General features: G+C 62.8%; 18 protein-coding genes and 1 pseudogene. 11 read left to right on the forward strand and 8 right to left on the reverse strand.

Annotated elements, in window-relative coordinates:
* Positions 1 to 29 precede the first annotated feature (29 nt).
* Entirely contained in the window at positions 30 to 1,607 is a 1,578-nt protein-coding gene (locus tag EY713_RS02535; protein ID WP_131113421.1) for a sugar ABC transporter ATP-binding protein, read from the forward strand.
* Positions 1,604 to 2,629, forward strand: coding sequence for an ABC transporter permease (locus EY713_RS02540; RefSeq protein WP_131113422.1), 1,026 nt, complete (start codon positions 1,604 to 1,606; stop codon positions 2,627 to 2,629). The genes EY713_RS02535 and EY713_RS02540 overlap by 4 nt, the downstream gene beginning before the upstream one ends.
* A gap of 240 nt (positions 2,630 to 2,869) precedes the next feature.
* Here EY713_RS02540 and EY713_RS02545 read toward each other — a convergent pair whose 3' ends face one another.
* Positions 2,870 to 3,766, reverse strand: coding sequence for a LysR family transcriptional regulator (locus EY713_RS02545; protein WP_131113423.1), 897 nt, complete (start codon positions 3,764 to 3,766; stop codon positions 2,870 to 2,872).
* Positions 3,767 to 3,962: 196 nt separating this feature from the next.
* Between EY713_RS02545 and EY713_RS02550 the strand changes: the two genes are divergently transcribed.
* Both EY713_RS02550 and EY713_RS02555 read left to right on the forward strand, forming a co-directional pair.
* Entirely contained in the window at positions 3,963 to 4,697 is a 735-nt protein-coding gene (locus EY713_RS02550; protein ID WP_131113424.1) for an SDR family NAD(P)-dependent oxidoreductase, read from the forward strand.
* 93 nt (positions 4,698 to 4,790) lie between these two features.
* Positions 4,791 to 5,389, forward strand: a pseudogene (locus tag EY713_RS02555) (NADPH-dependent F420 reductase).
* A gap of 476 nt (positions 5,390 to 5,865) precedes the next feature.
* On the opposite strand, the gene EY713_RS02560 reads toward EY713_RS02555, so the two are convergent.
* Positions 5,866 to 6,411 (reverse strand): carboxymuconolactone decarboxylase family protein, encoded by a 546-nt coding sequence (locus EY713_RS02560; protein WP_131113425.1) that lies wholly within the window; start codon positions 6,409 to 6,411, stop codon positions 5,866 to 5,868.
* A 139-nt stretch (positions 6,412 to 6,550) separates the two neighbouring features.
* Here EY713_RS02560 and EY713_RS02565 point away from each other — a divergent pair, with 139 nt between their 5' ends.
* On the forward strand, positions 6,551 to 7,474 hold the full coding sequence (locus tag EY713_RS02565; protein WP_245572862.1) for a LysR family transcriptional regulator: 924 nt from the start codon (positions 6,551 to 6,553) through the stop codon (positions 7,472 to 7,474).
* Between the two features lie 368 nt (positions 7,475 to 7,842).
* Here EY713_RS02565 and EY713_RS02570 read toward each other — a convergent pair whose 3' ends face one another.
* From EY713_RS02570 to EY713_RS02585, 4 genes are all read right to left on the reverse strand, one after another.
* Positions 7,843 to 8,700, reverse strand: coding sequence for a nucleoside phosphorylase (locus EY713_RS02570; protein WP_131113427.1), 858 nt, complete (start codon positions 8,698 to 8,700; stop codon positions 7,843 to 7,845).
* A gap of 37 nt (positions 8,701 to 8,737) precedes the next feature.
* Entirely contained in the window at positions 8,738 to 9,526 is a 789-nt protein-coding gene (locus EY713_RS02575; RefSeq protein ID WP_131113428.1) for a molybdopterin-dependent oxidoreductase, read from the reverse strand.
* Between the two features lie 2 nt (positions 9,527 to 9,528).
* Entirely contained in the window at positions 9,529 to 10,224 is a 696-nt protein-coding gene (locus EY713_RS02580; RefSeq protein ID WP_170314063.1) for a cytochrome b/b6 domain-containing protein, read from the reverse strand.
* Positions 10,225 to 10,405: 181 nt separating this feature from the next.
* On the reverse strand, positions 10,406 to 11,281 hold the full coding sequence (locus EY713_RS02585; RefSeq protein WP_245572863.1) for a LysR family transcriptional regulator: 876 nt from the start codon (positions 11,279 to 11,281) through the stop codon (positions 10,406 to 10,408).
* Positions 11,282 to 11,637: 356 nt separating this feature from the next.
* On the opposite strand from EY713_RS02585, the gene EY713_RS02590 reads away from it, so the two are divergent.
* The 5 genes from EY713_RS02590 (at position 11,638) to EY713_RS02610 (ending at position 16,272) form a co-directional block, all read left to right on the forward strand.
* Complete coding sequence (locus EY713_RS02590) at positions 11,638 to 12,225, forward strand: TetR/AcrR family transcriptional regulator (RefSeq protein ID WP_131113430.1); 588 nt, start codon at positions 11,638 to 11,640, stop codon at positions 12,223 to 12,225.
* Between the two features lie 246 nt (positions 12,226 to 12,471).
* Positions 12,472 to 13,179: a TIGR04282 family arsenosugar biosynthesis glycosyltransferase gene (locus EY713_RS02595; RefSeq protein ID WP_165491000.1), complete on the forward strand. Its 708-nt coding sequence runs from the start codon at positions 12,472 to 12,474 to the stop codon at positions 13,177 to 13,179.
* The gene (locus EY713_RS02600) at positions 13,163 to 14,464 is read left to right on the forward strand and encodes an MptA/MptB family glycosyltransferase (protein ID WP_131113432.1); all 1,302 of its coding nucleotides are present in this window, start codon (positions 13,163 to 13,165) and stop codon (positions 14,462 to 14,464) included. The genes EY713_RS02595 and EY713_RS02600 overlap by 17 nt, the downstream gene beginning before the upstream one ends.
* Positions 14,461 to 15,543 carry a radical SAM protein gene (locus tag EY713_RS02605; RefSeq protein ID WP_131113433.1) on the forward strand — a complete coding sequence of 361 codons (1,083 nt, stop codon included), beginning with the start codon at positions 14,461 to 14,463 and terminating at the stop codon, positions 15,541 to 15,543. Before EY713_RS02600 ends, EY713_RS02605 begins: the two co-directional genes overlap by 4 nt.
* Positions 15,544 to 15,546: 3 nt before the next feature.
* A complete protein-coding gene (locus EY713_RS02610) occupies positions 15,547 to 16,272 on the forward strand; it encodes a glycosyltransferase family 2 protein (protein WP_245572864.1) in 726 nt (241 codons plus the stop codon).
* Between the two features lie 87 nt (positions 16,273 to 16,359).
* On the opposite strand, the gene EY713_RS02615 is transcribed toward EY713_RS02610, so the two are convergent.
* On the reverse strand, positions 16,360 to 17,007 hold the full coding sequence (locus EY713_RS02615; protein WP_131113434.1) for a peroxiredoxin-like family protein: 648 nt from the start codon (positions 17,005 to 17,007) through the stop codon (positions 16,360 to 16,362).
* Positions 17,008 to 18,083: 1,076 nt separating this feature from the next.
* Between EY713_RS02615 and EY713_RS23510 the strand changes: the two genes are divergently transcribed.
* On the forward strand, positions 18,084 to 19,400 hold the full coding sequence (locus EY713_RS23510) for an NAD(P)/FAD-dependent oxidoreductase (protein ID WP_210215335.1): 1,317 nt from the start codon (positions 18,084 to 18,086) through the stop codon (positions 19,398 to 19,400).
* Between the two features lie 473 nt (positions 19,401 to 19,873).
* On the opposite strand, the gene EY713_RS02625 is transcribed toward EY713_RS23510, so the two are convergent.
* On the reverse strand, positions 19,874 to 21,349 hold the full coding sequence (locus EY713_RS02625) for a hypothetical protein (protein WP_131113435.1): 1,476 nt from the start codon (positions 21,347 to 21,349) through the stop codon (positions 19,874 to 19,876).
* Positions 21,350 to 21,403: the final 54 nt, after the last annotated feature.

Here is a 21,403-nt window from a genome sequence, read left to right on the forward strand (position 1 = left end):
GCCGATCGCTGCAACGAAGGATCGAAGACATGGCCGGGACGCCGCTCCTCCAAACCCGCGATCTCGTCAAGCGATATGGCGGCGTAAACGCGCTCAAGAGCGTCTCGCTGTCGGTCGACCCTGGCACCGTGCACGGGCTGCTGGGTGAGAATGGCGCGGGCAAATCCACCTTGGTCAAGATCGTGGCGGGCCTGACCCATGCGACCGAAGGCGAGATCCACCTCAACGGCGAGCTTCTCGGCGCCTGCGACGTGAGAGCCATGGAGGAACACGGCGTTTTCCTTGTGACCCAGGAGCCCGCCATCGTTAATCCGCTGTCGGTGGCAGAAAATCTCATGCTGGGCCGCTGGCCCCACAGGGGTCCGTGGGTCGACGTGCGGGCGATGGTTCGGTTGGCCGGCGATTATCTCGAGGGCACAGGGCTCGATCCGCGCGCCAGGGCCGGCAGCCTCTCGGCGGTCGACCGCCGCAAGCTCAATATCCTACGCGCCCTGCATAGCGGTGGTCGACTGATCATCCTCGACGAACCCACCACGGCCCTGACCATGGCGGATCGCCGCGTCTTGTTCGACTTCATGCGCAAGCTGAAGCGCGACGGGGTCACGTTCATGTTCATCTCGCATTACAACGAGGAGATCTTGGAGATCTGCGACACCGTCTCCGTGCTGCGCGACGGGGTGCTGGTCGCGGGCAATCAGCCGGTCGCCTCGGTCAGCTCCGATGCCTTGAGCGAAATGGTGCTCGGCAGAGGACTCCACCTATTCACCCGACACCAGGACCTCGCAGCCAACGAGCGGGCGGCGGCGCCGAACTGGCGGTTTTCAGATTTACGCGGGAAAGCCTTTGCGGTCGGGCGGCTCGACATCGCGCCCGGAGAGATCGTGGGCTTCGCGGGTCTCCCCGGCTCGGGCGCGCAGGAGCTCGCGCGCGCCATTTACGGCTTGCTTCCCGCATCCGGCTCGGTCGAGCATAGCGGAAAGACACAGAAGCTCGCCCGTGACCCCGCCGACGCCCTGGCGAATGGCATCGCGTTCCTCTCCGAGGATCGGCTGCGCGACGGCATCGTGGGCATTCATTCGATCGCCAAAAACATCACCCTGTCCAGCCTCAAGGCGGTCTCGACCGCCAACGTCATCTCGCTCAGTCGCGAGAAGGCACTCGTGGCCGACCTCTTCAAGCGGCTGTCCATCAAGGCGCGGGATTCCGCCCAGCCGGTCGGTCAGTTGAGCGGCGGCAACCAGCAGAAGGTGCTGCTCTCGCGCCTTCTCGCCACCAAGCCGCAGCTGCTGATCCTGAACGAGCCGACGCGCGGCATCGATGTAGGGGTTAAGGAGGAGGTCCATCGCATCGTCGATGGACTGACGCGTGACGGGGTTAGCGTCATCATCGTCACCTCCGATCTCGACGAGATGCTGCGCGCGGTGGATCGCGTGGTGCTGTTCGTCGGCGGCCATATCGTCGACGACCGGCCAGCCGCGTCCCTCACCAAGGACGATGTCCTGCGGATCGCCTTTTCGTCATCCCGCCCCGACACCATGGCGTCGCCCACGGATCTCGGTTTCCAGACCAGCACTACGCCAGCCGCGCGCGGAGCCCTTGCGTCATGACCATCCAATCCGATCGCTTCACCGCCGCCCCGGCCCTGCCGGACAAAGCCGTTTTGAGCGTACCCAAGCGCTCCCTGGCCTATCGCGTGCAGGGCGTGCTGCAGCATGTCGTCTGGATCTGGCTGGCTGGGCTCATCGTGATCTTCGGCCTGCTCAATCCCTTTTTTCTGTCGACGCCCAATCTGCAAAACATCCTCGTCCAGGCCACCGTGCTCGGGTTGTTGGGACTGGCCCAATCGCTGGTGCTGCTGGTCGGTGAAATTGACCTGTCGATTGCGGCCGCGACGGGCATTTCATCGGCTTTGGGCGCTCTGGCCATCCAGCGCCTCGGTCTGCCGGTGGCCTTCGGCGTGGCGCTCGGCATCGGGGTCGCGACCCTGATCGGCTTCATCAACGGGCTTTGCGTCACCAAACTCAAGATGGTGTCGCTGATCGAGAGCCTCGGCATGATGATCACGCTGCAGGGCGGCCTGTTGGCCATCACCCAGGGCAACACGCTCACCGACTTGCCCGACAGCTACAACTGGATCGGCCAGGCGACCGTGGGCGGCTGGCCCGTCATGCCGCTGGTGCTGCTGCTGGGCTTTCTCGCCATGGGCTTCACCTTGCGGCGCACGATCTTGGGGCGCAGCCTCTACGCCACGGGCGGCAATGCCGCCGCGGCCCTGGTGGCAGGCATTCGGGTGCAGCGGATCAAGATCATCGCATTCACACTGTCGGGCTTCATCTGCGGCGTCGCGGGCTATTTGCTGGCGGCTTGGCAAATGGCCATCACCTCGAACCAGGGCGACGGTTTTCTGCTTTACGCCATCGCGGCCCCGATCATCGGCGGCGTCAGTGTGTTCGGCGGCCGCGGCGGCACACTCGGCATTTTGGGCGGCGTGCTGCTGCTGACCGTCATCCATGTCGGCCTCGCCATCGTCTACGTGCCATCCTTCTACGTCACCATGATCGGCGGCGTGCTGATCTTCATCGCGGTCGCGGTGGATGCGCTGCGGGTGAACGTGTTGGGGGATGGCTGAGGATCGAAGCGCACCGGTCGACGTCCGCGGCGGCTAAGCCGAACGTCTGCAGTCGGATAGGTGGCCAACGGCAGCTTCTGGCGCAATCCGGACGCCAGGAGGCTGGTCCGGCATGGGTAGAAACCCGGACTCGCCGCTCTTTCGCGGGACATCCGCGTTTGCTCGTCTCGGAATCTGGTCGCGCTCCATAAACCGGACATTCTGCGCGACGCGACGTTGTCCTCCCTCCCGTACTGCGTGTCAGTCGCTCGACACGGACAGTCCCGCAAGCAACTGCGCATAGCCGGCGAACCTATGGGACGCGAATGCCATGAACAGTCGCACGCGCTTGGTTTTGCGCGTCTCGCCATAGGTCAGGAGCCAGAGCACGCCGTTCAGCTGCGGCCTGGTGCCTGGTGCTCTGGTCAGTTGAGGGTCGGAGTCGCCGACGAAGCACGGCAGCCTCGTCAGGCCGGCCCCTTGGCGAACCGCGGCGATCTGCGTCTCGGCGTCCGGGGCCCTGAACGGAACCTCGGTGGTCCGGATCTCGCCTGCGCGAGCCCAATCCGGGATGCCGTGATCGTTGATGACGATTGGCCGGATCGGGCCATGAGTGCCCGCCCGCCACGCTGCCAGCAGGTCGTGGGACAGGTAGATCCCGCTGGCCAGCTCCGGTCCCATCAGGCCGTGGACATTGAGTGGCAGGGTCTTGCGGTCGACGACGAAGCGGATCGCCACGTCGGCCTCTCGGTTTGTCAGGTTTGCGACCTCCCCGGTTGACCGGATTTCGATCTCAATCTCCGGATGCAGGCGCGCGAAATCGGAGAGGTCCGGCATGAACAGATGCGTCGCGAGGAAGGGCGGCAGAGTCAGCCGCAAGAGACCGCGCGCGCTCTGGTCGCGTCCGAACACGCGCGTCTCCAACTGGCGTGACGAGGCCTCCATCTGCTCGGCGAACTCCAAAACCTCCTCAGCTGCCGCCGTCAGGCGGTAACCCGACGGCAATTTCTCGAAGAGCTGCACCCCGAGCCGTTGCTCCAGCTGAGCGACGCGCCGCAGCACGGTCGCGTGGTTCACACCGAGGCGCGCGGCGGCGGCCCGCACTGAGCTGGCGCGCGCGACGGACAGAAAATAGCGGATGTCGTCCCAGTCGATCATGGGTGTAATCCTGCACCGGTCAGGCGATCGTATAAAGCCTAAACAAACTGGCATCACCGTGCCGTCCTTCCATCCGGATCGTTTTCGCACCACGGATGTGCATGCCTCCGCACTCACCGTCGTCTGAAGCGGGGACCATCTCGAGGCTGATGGGTCGTGCTTGAACGACCCGACAGAACCTAAAAAGGAGAAGGTCATGGGTAAGCTCGACGGCAAGATTGCGGTCATCACGGGCGGATCGAGCGGCATGGCGCTGGCGAGCGCCAAGCGGTTCGTCGAGGAAGGCGCCTATGTGTTCATCACCGGGCGGCGGCAGGATGCGCTCGACGAGGCGGTCAAGCTGATCGGCCGCAACGTCACTGGCGTGCAGGGCGACATGGCCAATCTCGACGACCTCGATCGGCTGTTCGAGATCGTAAAGCGGGAGAAGAGCAGGATCGACGTCCTCTACGCCAGCGCCGGCACGGGCGAGGCGGCGCCGCTGGGCGAAATCACGGAAGAGCTCTTCGACAAGACCTTCGGTCTCAACGCGCGCGGCACGCTGTTCACGGTGCAAAAAGCGCTGCCGCTTTTCAACGACGGCGGGTCGATCTTCATGACGGGCTCGGTGGCCTCGCTCAAGGGCTTTCCTGGCTACAGCGTATATGCGGCGAGCAAGGCGACGCTACACGCCTTTGCGCGCGGGTGGCTCAACGAGCTGAAGGGCCGAAATATCCGGGTGAACGTGCTGCATCCCGGACCGATCGCCACCCCGATGCAGGACCAGGTTCTGACTGAGGAAGCGAAAAAGATGTTCGAGGCCCTGATCCCGCGCGGGACGATGGGCCGTCCCGAGGAGATAGCGGGCGCCGCGCTGTTTCTGGCGTCAGACGATTCGAGCTTCGTGAATGGCATGGAGCTGTCCGTCGACGGCGGCTTCTCGGCCATCTAAAGGCCGCTGCCCGAACATCCTGAACCCGACCGAGACCAGATGGCCGCGCTGTTTAAGGCTGCGCCATCACTGCCACCCACATCGGAGACCATCATGAGTTACGCAATCATCGGCTTCGGCAAGATCGGCCAGGCCCTGGCCTCTGCCTTCGCCCGCAGGAACATCGAGGTGGCCGTCGCCAGCCGTCACTCGCCTGAGTCCTTGCTCCACAGGCCAAAGCGATCGGCCCGAACGTTGTCGCTCGATCGCTGCAGGAGGCCCTCAAGGCCGATATGATCTTTCTGGCGATCAGGTCAGAGTCGCATCCGGACCTCGCCAGCGCGCTGCCAAGCTGGGACGGCAAGACCATCGTCGACGCGACCAATTCCCAGGCACCACTTGAGCAAATGGGCGGTCTGCTATCCTCCGCCTTCGTGGCAAGGCTCTATGCCGGCGCCAAGGTGGTCAAGGGATTCAACCACCTTGGCGCTACGGCTTTGGCGATCGACCCGGTCGTAGTGGGCGGCCATCGGGTGGTGTTCTTGTCGAGCGACGACGAAGCGGCTGCCGCAAGCGTGGCGGCCCTGGCCAAACAGCTCGGCTTCGCCCCCATCAATCTCGGGCGTTTCGACGAGGGCGGTACGCTGGTTCACGCCCGCGAATCCGCATGGGGCCCGCTGATCTTCCAGGACATGTTCAAGAAGCAACAGTAGGGGAGTGAAAGTCGCGCGAGGGGTGGATCCCGTGCCCTTCCTGCCCCCCTACGTGGTCATGGGGCCAGACGCGCCCAAACCTCGCCGTCCGCGCTGAAACGGAAGCGGACCCTGTGAACGACGCGTGAGCTTGATATGAACGAGCACTCATGTCTGAGCAGGCTCGAGTGCTGTCGGAACGTCTCGACCGCAATCCAAGGTCCGCTTTCAGGCAAGTCGCAAGTGTCTGCTTGTGGCGCAATCCCGAAGCCAGCGAGCTGCTTGGACAGCATGGTCTCAGTCGGGCGGTTTCCTGGAGGACCAGGGCTTCGCCGACGTCAACGACGCTTGGCTTGGCAAAGTGCTGGTCATGGCGGGGATGACGGAGCCCCAGGGGAGCAAGGCAAGGGCACGGGCCATCTTCGCTGCGGTGTCCGGAGCCCAACGATACGCGAGGGAGGCTGTCGGCGGACAATTCCCGCCGACAGCCCGTAGCTCTACGCCGCTTCATGGGTGCGGATGACCGGGAAGTCGATCTCTGTGTCGGCGACGATGTTGACCATGTTGGTGAAGATGTTTTCGGCCACGACTGCGATGATCTCGATGATCTGCGCATCGTTATAGCCGGCCGCTCGAACAGCCTGGAGGTCGGCCTCTGTTGCACGTCCGCGACTTTCGACGATTTTGCGGGCGAACGCGACGGCCGCATTGGCTTTGGGATCCGACGACGCGCCATGGCGGTTCAGCGTGATCTCGGCATCGTCGATCTTGGCAAGATGCAGCCCGAGGTAGGTGTGCGCGGAGAGGCAGTAGTCGCATCCGTTAACCTGGGCGACCGCGATCGCGATCCGTTCCCGGGACTTGACGTCCAAAGCTTTACTCAAAGCGCCGTTGAGGCCCAGGAATCCCTGCAGGGCGGCCGGGCTCAAGGCGACGAGACGGAACAGGTTGGGAACAACACCCAATTGCTTCTCCACCGCATCGAGCAGGGGCTGAGAAGCGGCGGGAGCGGCTTCACGGGCGGGAACGGGTATGCGGGACATGGCATGCTCCAATCAGGGCGTCGACCGGGTAGCTCCGGTGTCCCGACACAGATACGACCACGACCGACCCGCGATAATCGCGATAGTTGAAAAGTCTTTATTGCCATATACGCAATGATGGATGGACCGACTTGAAACCATGCGGGCGTTCGTCGCCGTGGCCACCCGAGGCAGCTTCGCGGAGGCGGCGCGGCAATTGCGGCTCTCCCCGTCCGTCGTCACCCGCTCGGTCGCGGATCTGGAGGACAGGCTGGGGCTCGTCCTTCTCAATCGCACCACACGCTCGGTCCGTCTAACCGAGCGTGGCGAGCTTTTCCTGGAGAGCTGCCGCCAAGTGCTCGAGGACATAGAAGAGGCCGAACGCCGCGTCCGTGGCGAGACCGCAGAGCCCCGGGGAGTGCTGAAGGTCGCGGCACCCATCCTGTTTGGTCGTCTGCATGTGCTACCCATCGTGACCCGCATTTTGACGTACTATCCGGCCCTGGCCGTCCATTTGACACTGTCGGATCGGAACGCCCATCTGGCGGAGGAGTCGGTCGACGTGGCGGTCCGTATCGGCGACTTGGTCGACAGCAGCATGAGGGCGATCCGCCTCGGGTCCGTCAGCCGAATCCTGGTAGCGAGCCCCGGATATCTGGAGCGTCGCGGACTGCCGCAAGCACCGAACGACCTCTCGGCCCACGACACGATTGCGTTCGAGAGCCTCGACGCGACCAACGAATGGCGCTTCGGGCCGACCGGCAAGCTGGTTCGCGTCGAGCCGCGATTGACCGTGAATAGCGCCGATGCAGCGATCGCAGCCGCGGAAGCCGGCCTCGGCATTTCCAGAACTCTGTCCTACCAGGTGATGGCCAGTGTGCTCGCTGGCCGCTTGGTCCCACTCCTGGTCGAGTTCACCGTCGAAAAGCTTCCGGTCAGCGCGATTTATCCCTCGCGCTGCATCGCCTCGACCAATCTCGGCACCTTTCTCAAAAACGCCCGGGACTACTTCAAAGACAACCCGCTTCGTCCGCTCGAGGAGTGGGAGAGTCCGGTCAGCATCACTCGCGTACCGCATCGATAAAGCCCTGCACCCGATCAGGCGTATGCGAGCGGGTCGGGAAAACGGCCTAAATCCCAACGTCCAGCGATTCGACGTCGGCCAGGACGGGACGCAACAATTTTCCGCGCGCGATCTGATCCGGCCTGCTGACCTTCTCTAAGGCGACGTTGCTGGACCAGACTTCGATGATTGCCTTAGCGCGGTCGAAAACCTCCCGCTTGAGGACATCGCAGTCAATGTGGGCGTGCTCGGACTGTGGGTGTCTTGAAGGCGTCCTTCGCCGATGCGAGTGGGAGCCTCGGCCTCAGGATTCCACATCCTTGCGCGATGGCTTTCCGTCCAATACGAGCGATCGTCAAATATATTGTCAGGACAAGGTCGGTACGCGTTCAAAGAGGATTGCTGAAGGTCCCGGCTTGTTGCCAAGCTGACGCGATTGCCAGAGCCAAATTCAGCGAGGCTGTCGCTCCATTGTTGGCGCCTTTTTCAAAGTCGCCTTCAGCGAGGCCCATTTCGTTCGTCACATGGGCGAGACACACGACCGGGCGGTCGCAGGCTTCTGCAAAGGCAAGAAGGCCAGCTGCTTCCATTTCGACCGTCACGATCCCTTCGGCCTGCCGGGCCGCAATGGTCGCCGCCGTTTCTCGGAACGGTGCGTCGGTCGTCCAGGTGGCACCTCTCACGAGCGGAAGGCCCAGTGCTCTGGCGGCGCGGTCGGCGAGCTCCAACATCCCAGGTGCGGCGGCCACGAAGCGTGCAGGCGGGAGATAGTGGTGACTGGTTCCCTCGTCTCGCAGCGCCCGATCAATCAGGATGTGGTCTGACGGCGGCATCTCGGTCGCGATCCGTCCCGCCGAGGCGATACTGATCAGGAGTTCGCAACCGGAGGCAAACAACTGCTCGGCCACCAACACCGCGAATGATCCACCGACGGCCCCACCAACGATGCCGAAATCCTGTTTCAGCTCCGTCCATTGCCAAAGCACCGTATGATAGCAGGCCCAATGAGCCGCCTGCGTTGCCTCTTTCATTTGGCGAAGCAGGTGCACCATGTCGGCATCGGGGTCGAGAATACAGACCCGGGGCACGCGGCCCGCCGGCAAGACTCTTTGCCGGCGACATTCGCGCAGCATGTTCTCCGGACGAAAGACCGAAGGATCATCATAATCGGTATGACCCAGCAGAGGCGAAATCGATCCGAGCGCTGTCGCGGCTGGGTTGAGAGCCGGAAGACGATGTTCCGTCATGCATCACGCTTGATAAATCGCAGCCGGCGATATCGGCTCATATTCCACCAAACCAATTGTAGCCTCGGTCTTCCCAATATCCGTTGCGCCATGTATTCGAGACCAAAATTTCGGTGATCCACTTGGGATTTTTATAACCAAGCTTGATGGCTGTTCGCAGTCGCACCGGCGCGCCAAACGGGTCGCCAAGTGGCTCGCCTGCGTAGTGGGTCGCCAAAAGCGTTTGAGGGTGCAGCGCGGCCGCCATGTCGATCGAGGACGTGTAGCCGTCGAAACATTTGAAACCGACGTATCGCGCGGTGAGGTCGGCGCCGACCTTCTCGAGGAAGGCGCGGAGGGGCACGCCAGACCACTGCCCGATATAGTCCCACCCCTCGACGCAGACATGCCGGATGATGTCCTCTCGCTGCGGCATCGTGGCAAAATCCGCGGGACGCCAAGGGCGCTGGTCTTGCACAAGCCCCGTAACGGCAAGTTGCCACGTCGTGAGGTCGATCGGGCGAACCTTGTCGACAGGATAATAGGCGTTGTAGCGGGGCGGCTTTAAAACCTGATCGACCGCGTAAGTCGGCGCCAGCTTATTGGGATCGAAAAGCGCGGCTTGAACCTTGTTGTTCAGAGCCGAAACGGCCTCCAGGGCGCCGCGCACCTGCTCGTCGTCGGAGATGTCGCAGCCAGTCAGCATCGTCAGCGCGCCAAGGCTCACGGCACCCCGTAAGACACCTCGTCGGTTGAGCTGGGTCACGAGCTGCGATTGCCGCTTGAGCACACGCTGATCGACGCCGCCAAGAGGGCGGAACAAAGAGGTCGGGCGACGGCGCACCATTGCTATTCTCCCGCCATCAGATGGGCCGTGGGCTGAGAAGCCGGGACGCGCGGGCCGCCGAACACCATGGCCTTTATGGTGCGGGGCACCAGAAGCGCGAGGATGACATGGATGGTCATGAACGCGACGATTGCCACCATGGCAAGGAAGTGCACGAGCCGGGCGCCTTGGAAGCCACCGAAGAGCGCCACCAGCCAATGCAATTGCACGGGCTTCCAGATGGCCGCACCAGCCGCGACAATCACGATCAACGCCGTGAGGACGCCGACATACATGGCCTTTTGCACGGCGTTGTAGGTCGTCACATCTTCATGGTCGAGCTTGAGATGCAGAGCGTCGATGACCGCCGCCACGACCTCACGCGGACGGATCGGCCACCACATGCGACGAAATCGGCCTGTTATGAGCCCATAAGCGACGTAGCCGACACCGTTCAAGACAAGCAGCCACATGAACGTGAAATGCCACAGAAGCGCGTTGCTGAACCCCCCGTCGCCATGCAGATGATAGGCAAGGGAGGGCAGACCGCCGAGTGTCACGGGCACCGGAAAGTTGATTTGCGTGAAAATCGGATCGTTGTCGTAGATCCGCCAGCCGCTGCCGACCATCATGATCACCGCAATGGCGTTGACCCAATGCATCACACGCACCGGCCATGGGTGGAGGCGCTTGGTACCGTCTCGATTGGCTAATCGCATTCTCATCTCGCCGCGACGGTGGAGCGCGAGCCGCGCAGTCTCGTCTGACGCAACGTTCCTCCATCTCCAACGGCATTGGAAATGCCGTGTTGCTATCGTTTTGATGCGTCGCGATGGTGGATGGGATGGTAACGTTCGGGAGAGAGTTACGGCGCGGCCAATCGAGCCGATCGGGGATGGTTCAGCAGGGCGACATGGCCGAAACGGTCTGGATCAATGTCGACAGGGCCAGCGAGTGCCGTCGCCCCGCAACCGTGGCGAGCACCGTCCGATAACGCAGGGTGGTGCCCTCGATAGGGCGGCAGGTCAGGCCATGCTCCCGGGCGAGCGCTCGCGGCAGGATGGCGCAGCCAAGGCCGCTCCGCACGAGCGTCACGACCCAGAGCAGATCATTGCTGCGATGGCCAACGACGCAGTTCACGCCAAGGCTGTCCATCGTCTGGACCATATCCTCATCGAAGGCGTAGCCGGAATGCGAGATGAGCGCCTCACTCTCGAGCATATCGAGCGGCACGGATGCGAGTGCCGCAAAGCGATGTCCATCGGCTATGGCCACTGTGAGCTCTTCGTCGTGCAAGGGATGGCAATCCAAACGCTCGTGAACGTCCGCAGCCAGCGTCAAGACCGCCGCATCATATTCTCCGGCCAAGAGGCTCCGTTCTACCATGGCCGAGGGGGCCACCTCGACCGCCAAGCTGATGTTGGCCCGTTTGCGAAGGACGGCGAGCAGCAGCGCCGCAGGAGCCTCGACACCGCTGCCGGTACAGACACCGATCGTCAACGAGCCGATCGCCTGCATCTTCAAGCGACGCGCTTGCGTCTTAGCAGTCTCTGCCGCCGCAAATGCCGCCTGGAGATGCGGAAGCATCATGCGGCCCAGTTCCGTCAGATGCGTATTCAGCCGCTCACGCCGGAACAAAGGGCCTTGCAGCTCCGCTTCGAGCTTCTGGATCGCGCGCGTGAGAGACGGCTGTGCGACACGCAATTCATCCGCCGCTCGCGTGAAGTTGAGATGCTTCGAGACAGCGAGAAAATAGCGAACTTGATGCATCTCCATGGCATTTCCCCGAAGCATCATGACGGTTTAGACGTGGTCGAAGGGTTTTCGTGGGCTCAAGCCGACGTGTTACCGGCCAAGCGATCGAATACGAGGAAAATATCGGACGGTTTCGGCCTGTTGGGTTTGATCCACATCGACCGCCGCACAAGCGGTCACACGTCCCTGCCCGATCCCGAAACGGCCCGGTATCTTCAACGCGCAAAAGCCGTGTAGGCGCCCAATTTTTGTTGAAGCGACATGGCAAGTTCCACGACTGTTCCGATCTGTAGCGACCGATACAAGCTACATAGCTTGCAGTTGCACCTGTCAATCAAATTCCTTTAACGCCCGCTACAAATGACGTATTTCAGGTCATGGCGCACGCGATCGCATTCGACTACGGCGGGGTTCTCGACAAGGCCATGGGCCTGTTCTGGCGAGACGGTTATGCCGGCACCTCGCTGCGCGACTTACTGAAAGTCATGGGGATCGGCGAGGGGTCGTTCTACAACACTTTCAAGAGCAAAAAGCAGCTCTATGTGGCGTGCCTCAACCGCTATGAGGAGATCGAGGGCGCTAAGCGGGGGCGAGCGTTGATGTCCGCGCCGTCGGCTCGCGCGGGAATTCGGGCCCTCTTCGCCGCTCTGCTGGATTGCTTGGACGATCCAGAGACGCCGTCGCGACTGTGTATGATGGCCGCGATGGTATCCGAGGAGGTCCTTGCCGAACCCGATCTGCGGGAGAGGGTCGAGGCCGGTCTCTTCAACCTACAGGCACGGTTCATCGAGCGATTGGAACAAGACGCCGCCGCCGGTCTGCTGCCGCGAGATCTCGACAGCCAGGCGACGGCTGCGGTCGTCATGACCTACCTTCAGGGTCTCTGGCGCATGGCGATGGTGAGTTACGATCGGCACCGTTTCGAACGGCAGATCGACGTCTTTCTCACCAGTCTGAGTCTCTGAGCCTTCCAGACAAGGCAAGGCCAAACGGGTCCTCGCATCGGCATGGCGGCAATCAAGCCAGATAGCGGAGCGCTATGGAATTGATACCCTCGAATGGCTTCTCGCGGCACAGGCGAGGTTGGTAGTGCTTGCGCCAGAAGTGCCGCTGCGCCACCGAAGATCGATGCCCGCCGATGCTCAGTCGGACGTGATCGACGATGGGGTCAGCTCGTCCTGCACTTGCGGTACCGCGAGGCGAACGCGCCCATGCCATCCACTGCCGCCATCGCCATCATCTGCAAGGTTCCGCGAGCCGGGTCGAGCAAGACGCGGCTGATCCCGATCGTCGGCGCCGAAGGAGCGGCAGCGTTGTCGCGAGCCTTTTTGCTCGACTTGTCCGCCACGATCGTCGATGTCGCGGCAGAGGTCGGCGCCGAAGCTTATGCGGTATGCAGCCCAGCGGACGCCTCGATCGAGTTGGCGGACTTCCTGCCCTCGACGTTCGGATACGTCGTTCGCACCGATCCTGTGCTGGGCCGTGTCCTCGATGGCGCGGTCGCGGATCTCCTGGCGCTCGGGCACGATTGCGTGGTGCTCGTCAATGGTGACAGCCCGACTCTCCCCGCGACGCTTCTGACGGAAGCGATCGTGGCTTTGCGGCAGCCCGGCGATCGTGTCGTGTTCGGGCCGGCGCTCGACGGTGGTTACACCTTCGTCGGATTGAAGCGTCGCTGCAGCGCGCTCTTCGAGGCCATTCCTTGGAGTACCGCGACGGTGCTGTCCTGTTCCCTCGATCGCGCCGCGCAACTCGGTCTTCCCGTCATTCAGACGGCTCCCTGGTACGATATCGATGACGTGGATAGCCTCGAATGGCTGCTGAGCGAGTTGCGCGGCCTCATGCCGGCCGGGCTCGATCGCAGGGGCGCCGCAGCGCCGGAAACCCGTCAGGTTCTGGCGTATGATCTCGGACAATAAACGGGTCGTCGTGGCAGCGGTCGGGCTTGTCGTGATCACGGCGGGGCTGACCTCAGGGATGATGCTGGGTCGCGCGGAAAGCGATCGATTGTTCTACGCCTGCGCCTTCGCCCAGGCTGGGATCAGCCTGGCGGCTGGCTGGTTGGCTATGCTCTCAGGCTCGCGCCTTGTGCTTGCTGTGCTGATCGGTGGCGCCGTGCTTCTGCGGCTCTGGCTCGTCCTCCAAGTGCCCTCCTTGTCAGGCGACGTTTATCGCTACATCTGGGATGGGCGGGTCGAGAATGCAGGCTACAACCCCTACCTGCATGTCCCGGCCGACCCCGTCCTTCTTGGGCTGCGGGATCCGGCACAATACGGCCTCATCGATAAACGCGACTACGCCGTCACGATCTATCCACCGGTGGCCGAGGCCCTGTTTGCGCTCGTCACGCGCCTGTCCCCCTCCGTCTGGGCCATGAAGCTCGCCATGGTGCTTCTCGAAGGTGTCGCCGTATGGGCCACGGTTCGGCTCCTCGTGCGGCTCGGCCGTCCCTTGGGCTGGAGCGTCATCCTGCTGTTTCATCCGGCTCCCCTGTGGGAGATCGCCGGAAACGGCCATGTGGATGCGGCCATGATGGCGCTGCTTTTCGGCGCTTTCGCCTGGGGCTCGGTTGCGGGCCGGCCTGCACTTGCAGCGCTGATGCTGACCCTCGCGGCGCTGGTCAAACCGACCGCGGCCCTTGCGTTGCCGGCGGTGTGGCGCCCGTGGCAGATTTTACTGCCCCTCGCGGTTCTGGCCTTGGCCGTCTGCTGCTATGTTCCGTTCTTAGGCGCCGGCGCCGGCATCGTGGGGTTTCTGCCCACCTATCTGCACGAACAAGGTCTCGATACGGGTCAGGGCGTTTTCTGGCTCGCGCTGCTGCACCATCTCGGCTTGCTTCCCCCTTGGATGACGCTCGTTTATGGGGCAAGTGCGGCCGCGGTGCTCTTGGGGCTCGCCTTGCGGACGCGGTGGGCCGGCGCACGTGATCTCGAAACGATGCTGGGCGGCACAGCGCTACTCCTCGTCGTCAGTCTGCTGCTCCTCAGCCCAACGCTGCCCTGGTACTTCCTGGTCGCGCTGCCAATGACCCCGCTGCTCGGCCTGTGGAGTCCCTTCGCGCTCACGACGAGCGGTTTTCTTCTCTACGGCTTCAACGCGGATGCGCCCCCATTCTTTGATCGATGGGCCGTCATGATGGCTGTCGCCCTAGCGGCCGCCCTCGTCGATGCCCGGCATCTCTTGCCCAAAAAGGCGATCCCATGACGCTTGATCCCGATCTCGACGCGACGGAAGCATCTCGCTTGGATCCTCGACGATATCATGAGGCGGCCGACCCAAGCCGGACAGCCGTGGCGCCGCGGCCTCCCGTCTGCCTCTATCTCGAGGTCACGAACCGCTGCAATCTGCTGTGCACGACGTGTCCGCGGACCTATGTCGAGCTTGAGCCGCCGGCCGATTTGTCCTGGGACTTATTTCGTTCGATTGTCGATCAGATCCCGCAGCTTAGCCGCGCCGTTCTGCACGGTGTCGGCGAACCGATGCTGGTCAAAAATCTTCCTGAAATGGTGCGATACCTGAAGGACCGTGGAACCTACGTGCTGTTCAATACCAATGGCACCGTGCTGAACGATCGCAACGGACGGGCGCTGATCGATGCCGGGCTCGATGAACTCCGCGTCTCGCTCGATGCCTCGACGCGCGAAAGCTATCTTGCGGTTCGAGGCATGGATTATTTCGATCGCATCCTCAGCAACGTGGCCCGTTTCCGAGCCTTGCAGGAGCGTGAGGGCCACTCCACTCCACGCGTGTCGGCTTGGCTGACAGGTCTCAAGGAAACCATCGCCGAACTGCCAGCCTTTGTCCGGATGGCGGCGAACATCGGCGTCCGCGAGGTCTACCTGCAGCGCCTGGTGTTTTTTGATCGTGACACGGTCGGACTTGCGAGGCCAGATCAGGCCTTGTTCGAGCGTATGGATGGGGACGAGGCCCGCTTGCTGCATGAGGCCGAGACCATCGCCAGGAGCCTTGGCGTCACGTTTTCGTCGTCGGGCGCCGCATCAGAACCCGGCATGAGCCTCGAGAAGAAGACGAGCCGGAACCCTTGGTCGCTCTGCGGGCGGCCGTGGACCGTCATGTATTTTACGGCCAACGGGAGAGCGCTGCCCTGCTGTATCGCTCCTTTCGCTCAGCACGGCTACGAAAACTATACGTTGGGCGACGCCACACAGGAGACCCTCAAGGCGATTTGGAATGGCCCGCGCTATCAGGAATTCCGGAATGCCCTGCAGTCCGACCAACCGCCCACGGCCTGCAGCAACTGCGGCCTGCGTTGGAGCCTCTGAAGCGTGCGGATTGGAAACGATTCAGCCATCGTCAGCATCGTGGTCCCGTGTTTGAACGAGGAGCAGGCGATCGGCCCGCTTGTGGCGAGCCTGTGGGCTGCCGGGCTCGATGAAGTCGTCGTCGTCGATGGGGGCTCGACAGACCGGACTGCCGATATTGCCCGGACAAAAGGCGCGACGGTGGTGCTCGAGCCGCGGCGGGGCTATGGACGAGCCTGTGCCGCGGGGGCCCAGGCGGCGCGCGTGGATGCGACCATCCTGGCCTTCATCGATGGAGATGGCTCGGACGATCCAGGTTTCGCAAAGGTCATCATCGGCCCCGTCATGCGCCGCGAGGCTGATTTCTGCATCGCATCCCGGCTACGCGGAGCGCGCGAGGGCGGCAGTATGACGGCGAGCCAGATTGTGGCGGGTCGCCTCGCCGGCATCCTCGTCTGGGTCCTATACGGAGCTCGCTATACCGACATGGCGCCGTTCCGCGCCCTTCGCCGTGACACGCTGATGACCCTTGGCATGCGCGAGACCACATTCGGCTGGAACCTCGAAATGCAAATGCGGATCGCGGCTCGTCGTCTCGTCATTCGTGAAGTGCCGACCGGCTGTCGCCAGCGGAACGGCGGCGTTTCGAAAGTGTCGGGTGACCTCCGCGCCGTCTTGCCGGCCGCCGCTACCCTTGTGCGGACATTCCTACGCCTCGCTCTCGTGTTGCGGCGGTCGCCGGTCAGGTGATCTGTCGATCCATGGCTACGCGGCACGCCGCGTACCGGATCAGGTTGCATCCTCAGCGCCGAAGATCGGCTTGCCAAAACGCGATCGTCACATCGACGCGACGACACGTTCCAGCGTTTCGACAATCAGATCGGGGTCGAGACGGCGCGTGAAGTCGGCGTCGACGTAAGACAATTCGACGATCCCGCTTTGGCCAATCACGAAGTCGGCCGGGAGTGGCAACAACCAGGCTCGCTCTTCGAGCTCGCGCGACAATGCGGGATTCGATTGCAGATAGAAATCCCGCAACACGTCTGGCACGCGGTATACAAGCCCATAAGTCAGGGCCACGCCCAGTGCGGCATCCTCAATGAGATGTGCCCGGGCACCCAGACGCGCGACACGAACCGCAAGCTGTTGGCTTGGTCGTTCCGGCGAGATCAACAGCAAGGCCGCGCCGAGGCGTTCCATCGCAGGCTGGGCGATCAGAAGCGCGTCGAGTTCGGCCTGGCAGAATGGGCACCATTCGCCGCGGTAAAAGCTCAGAACGACTGGTCCGGCTCGCAGGAGGGTCGATAGAACGACGGAGCCGCCTTGCAGCATCGGAAGGGCGAAGTCGGGAGCGACGCTGCCAAACCCTTTGATGCCTTGCGGGATGCCCGCAACTTCAAGCCGCTGCGCGGCTTGCGCAATCCGATCGATATAGCCTGGTTTCGCGTCGCGACGCCGCTCGGCCAGTTCCATCAGCAGAGGCATGCGACACGCTTTCCTGAGCGCTGTTCGAGACCTGTCGCGACGGCGACAAAACTTGGCTCGAACCAAACAGAGCTTGACGAGATACCCGCATTGTTCGTGATTTGTCACAATACATCAACTCGATGCTCAATCGGTATTGGTCAACCACGGTCGGATCGCTTGTTTTGGTGCTCTGGACCCTCCCGGTTGCCGGCCAATCGGAGGACCATTGTCGGGGGCCTCGATTGACTCAGCAGATTGGCTTCACGGCTCAGTCCGGCGGCGTCGCGTTCGCCTCTCGATGCCGGGCGATCATTCAATCCTGCGGTGATGCAGTCGCCCCGTGGCTCGACGTAGCGGCACGGGTCTGGTTGGCTAAAGTCTTCCTTGTCGGAGCAGCCATTTCAGCGATGCGCGGGGCATTTCCCGCCATGAGCGGTTCCGGCCTGTTTGTCGCCGCACTCAACGCTCTAGTGGCTTCTCCGTTTGGGTTGCTGACCCAGTTCATCTGTCCAGTTCTGCTCATGATCGGCCTCGGCAGTCGCTTCGCGGCCGCTCCCCTGCTGATCCAGGTGCTGCTGCTGCACAGCCCAGGCGGGCTCACGATCGCCCATCCGATCTGGGCGGTCCTCTTAGGCTGGATCATCGTGTTCGGATCCAGCCTTGTTTCGATCGACGCCCTCATCGCTGAGGGGCTCGACTCCAGTGCCATACCCGGTGCTCGGACCGTGCGGCGTGCCTTTGCCTGGGTGACGCGGCGCGTCGGAGCCTGGTTTTTACTCGGCCTTCGCTTTGGCATTGCCAGCGCGCTTCTGGTGAACCTCGTTGGATCGACAGATGGACTGGGCACCGGCTTGCTGGCCGATTGGATCGTTGCCCCAGGATGGACCGCGTCGCTGCCGCAGGGCTTTGCGGCCGGATTGGCTGTTCTGCTTCTCACCGGGCTTGGAACACGCTTCTGTGCGCTCATTCTGATCCTCATCGTTCCGATCGGTCAGGCCGGGATGTCGGTCGACGACCGGCTCTACTGGACGCTCTTGCTTGGCATCTTGGCTTGTCGGGGGAGCGGGCCACTTGCCTTGGATCCTCTCGTGGCAATGCGCTTGTCCGATCCGAACCGACGCCTGTCGTCGCTCGATTTGACCTTGCCGCACGTCGTGATCCTCGGCGGCGGCTTTGGCGGGGTTGCGGCCGCACGGGGCCTCAAACATGCGGCGTGTCGGATTACCCTCGTCGACCGGAACAACCATCACGTGTTCCAGCCGCTGCTTTACCAAGTCGCGACCGCTGGCTTGGCCCCGACCGCGATCGCCACGCCGATCCGCAGCCTCTTCCGGTCGCAAGCGAATCTGCGGGTTTTGCTTGCTGAGGCGCGCGGCATCTCGGCCGAGAGCCGCGAGGTCATTCTCGACGGCAGTCGCCTCGCGTTCGACTATCTCGTGATCGCGACCGGAGCGCGGCACAGCTATTTCGGACGGGACGACTGGGCTCACGACGCTCCAGGCCTCAAGCGCATCGAGGATGCGACACAGATCCGTCGACGCCTGCTGATCGGTTTCGAGCGCGCCGAAAGCGCTGACGATCCCGGCGAACGCGCCCGATGGATGACCTTCGTGATCGTCGGAGGCGGCCCAACCGGCGTCGAACTTGCGGGTGCTCTTGCGGAATTGGCCCAACACGGCTTGACCAACGAGTATCGGACGATCGATCCCGCAAGCGCGAGGATCGTCTTGGTGCAGTCTGCGGACAGGCTACTGCCGACCTTTCCAGCAGTTCTGTCTGGCGATGCGCGTGACCAATTGGTCAAGCTGAAGGTCGAAGTCTTGACGGGCGCCAAGGTGGAGCAGATCGACGCCGACGGCGTGGTTGTTGGCGGCGCGCGGATCGAAGCGCGCACCGTGCTTTGGGCAGCGGGTGTCGCTGCATCGCCGGCCGCGGATTGGCTCGGTGCGGCCGCCGACCGGGCCGGCCGTGTCATCGTCGGCCCCGACCTCAAGGTCGGTTTGCACCCGACCATTTTCGCCATCGGCGATACGGCGTCGTCAGCAGCGTGGAAAGGTGGTGCAGTCCCTGGTCTCGCCCCCGCCGCCAAGCAGGGTGGCGCCTATGTGGCCAAAGTCGTTCGAGCAAGCCTCCGCAAAAAACCCGCTCCAGGACCGTTCTGCTATCGTCATCCCGGCAGCCTCGCCACCATCGGTCGACGCACGGCCGTCGCGGAGTTTGGCCCACTCCGCCTCCGGGGCGCTCCGGCATGGTGGCTATGGGGGCTCGTGCACATCCTTTTCCTCACTGAAGGCCGCAGCCAAACATCCGTGATTCTGGAATCGATTTGGGCCTATCTTACCGACCGAAGGGGAAGTCGGCTGATCACCGACGCCGGAGACCAATCGGTGACCAGCATAGCGGGAAAGTAGCGGATCGAGGCTGGTGCCATTCTCGACCGACCGCGCCCAACCATCGCATGGTCGCACCCGCTTGGGGTGGCGATCGCGGAGAGGGGCTGCTTCACCTCATGCGCCACAGATGCGGCGAGGTCCGCCCAACACCGTCGGTTGGGAGGTCCGAGCACGCTCGGTGCGCGCAGCACATCGAGCCGCTTCGCTCTGTTCCCGAAGCCGATTCTCCTGCACGAAGCCAAATAGCGACTAGTTTGATGGGTGCCTGGAGCTCGACAAAAGGAGGTGTCTCCGCACAGGCTGGGGCGGCGACGGACGGCCACTTGGATCGCCGTTGTGACCACTCATCCCGGGGTCTTTGCGGTCTGCGACGTTCGGTGTGAGTCGATCAAGCGTGTTGTGTCCGGCGTCGGTGAAGGATCGGGCGCGTTACGTCACGAAAGCCGGCTAGACGCAGGATCACACACGCATGTGGTTCGCCTCGCAAAGCCTCAAGAGTGACGTGAACCGATAAGCCGTCGCAGCATCCCTTGCGAGTTCGCCCGCTCGAACGCCTCGTTGACCCGTTCGAGGTCCTGCTTCATCGCCTTCAATTCCTCGACCCTGCGTTTCAGCTCGTCAGCAAGCTGCTCTCGTTCAGCCGTCGATCGGTCACGTTCGGCTTCAAGCTGCTCTTTTTCCGCAGCAACGCGGTCGCGCTCCGCGGTAAGCTGCTCCTTCTCTGCAGCGGCGCGGTTGCGTTCGGCTTCAAGCTGCTCTTTCTCCGCAGCAACACGGTCGCGTTCGGCGGTAAGCAGCTCCTTCTCGGCAGCGGCCCGGTTGCGTTCGGCTTCAAGCTGCTCTTTCTCCGCAGCAACCCGGTCGCGTTCAGCGCAAAGTCGATCGCGTTCAGTGGCACTCGCCTCGACTTGTTGTGCAAGATCGGACCGCTCGACCTCCGTCTGTCCCAGCAGATGTCTCAAATGTTCACGTTCCTGCTCGGCCAAGGCCGCGCGCTCGGTCTGTAGGCCGACCTCGCCGCCCAGCAAGGCAGATCGCGTTTCGGCAGCCCGCTCCTTGTCCTGAAGGATTCGATAAGCCTCGGCCCGTTCCTCTTCTTGCTTTTCGAGTTTGAGGAGAATGGGGCCGAACAACTCGGCTGCCCGATGAAACTCCACGCGCACGTCCTGCAGGGTATGCAGCGCATCTTCGGAGTGAGGCTCTCGCGCGAGCTGCTGCATCGCGCGGTAGGTCCGCTTAATCCAATTATTGATATCGGGATGGATCTCGAAATCCGCGTCGCTGACCACGTTGTGACGCAGATCCTCCGTGAGAAAATCCTCCATCTCACTGCAGTTCTTGATCGACTGATAAGGCCACGCTCGGCCGAGGTGCTCGCCCGCGCGTGCTAGCGTCAGCCGTGAGTCGGATAGAAAATCAGTCCAGTCGACAACAGCCCGCGCGCTTCCGCGGCTGTAGGCTTCCGCATCCAGCGTGTGTGTGAGCCACAACAGCAGCCCCAAGCTCAGGGAAAACCCGCTCCGCTTCCGCAAGGAATAGGCCACCTCGAGAGGATTACGAACCGGCAAGAGGACGCGAAAGATCGCCCCCGACTCGCCGAGAACGCGGATCCAGAACGGCAGAATGCGGCAGAGGCGGGGATCCTTGAACACGTAAAACGTCGAATGGTCGAATTCCGTGTCGAGCATGGCCCGTGCACGATCGCGGAAGCGAACCATGAAGCCCTCATCATCCCAGAATTCGCGGATCGGATGCCAATCGCTCCAACTCGACCCGACAGCGGCTAGGAGTTCGTCGTTCAGTTCCATCACGGCCCAGGATTCCCAGTGACCCCGCTCATTTCCCTCACTCGCACCCATAAGGGTTCGCGGCGCGGTGGCCCCCATTTTGACAAGTGTTCCGGCTAACGAAGACGTACCGCTGCGGTGCATTCCAGCAACAAGAATGGCTTCAACATCGCCCGGCATTCACTCGCACTCCCTGATTCAATCGCAGCTTGAGCTAAGCTCTCTCATTACAGC

It is taken from the genome of Lichenihabitans psoromatis (genome assembly GCF_004323635.1).
GTDB classification, from domain to species: Bacteria; Pseudomonadota; Alphaproteobacteria; order Rhizobiales; family Beijerinckiaceae; genus Lichenihabitans; species Lichenihabitans psoromatis.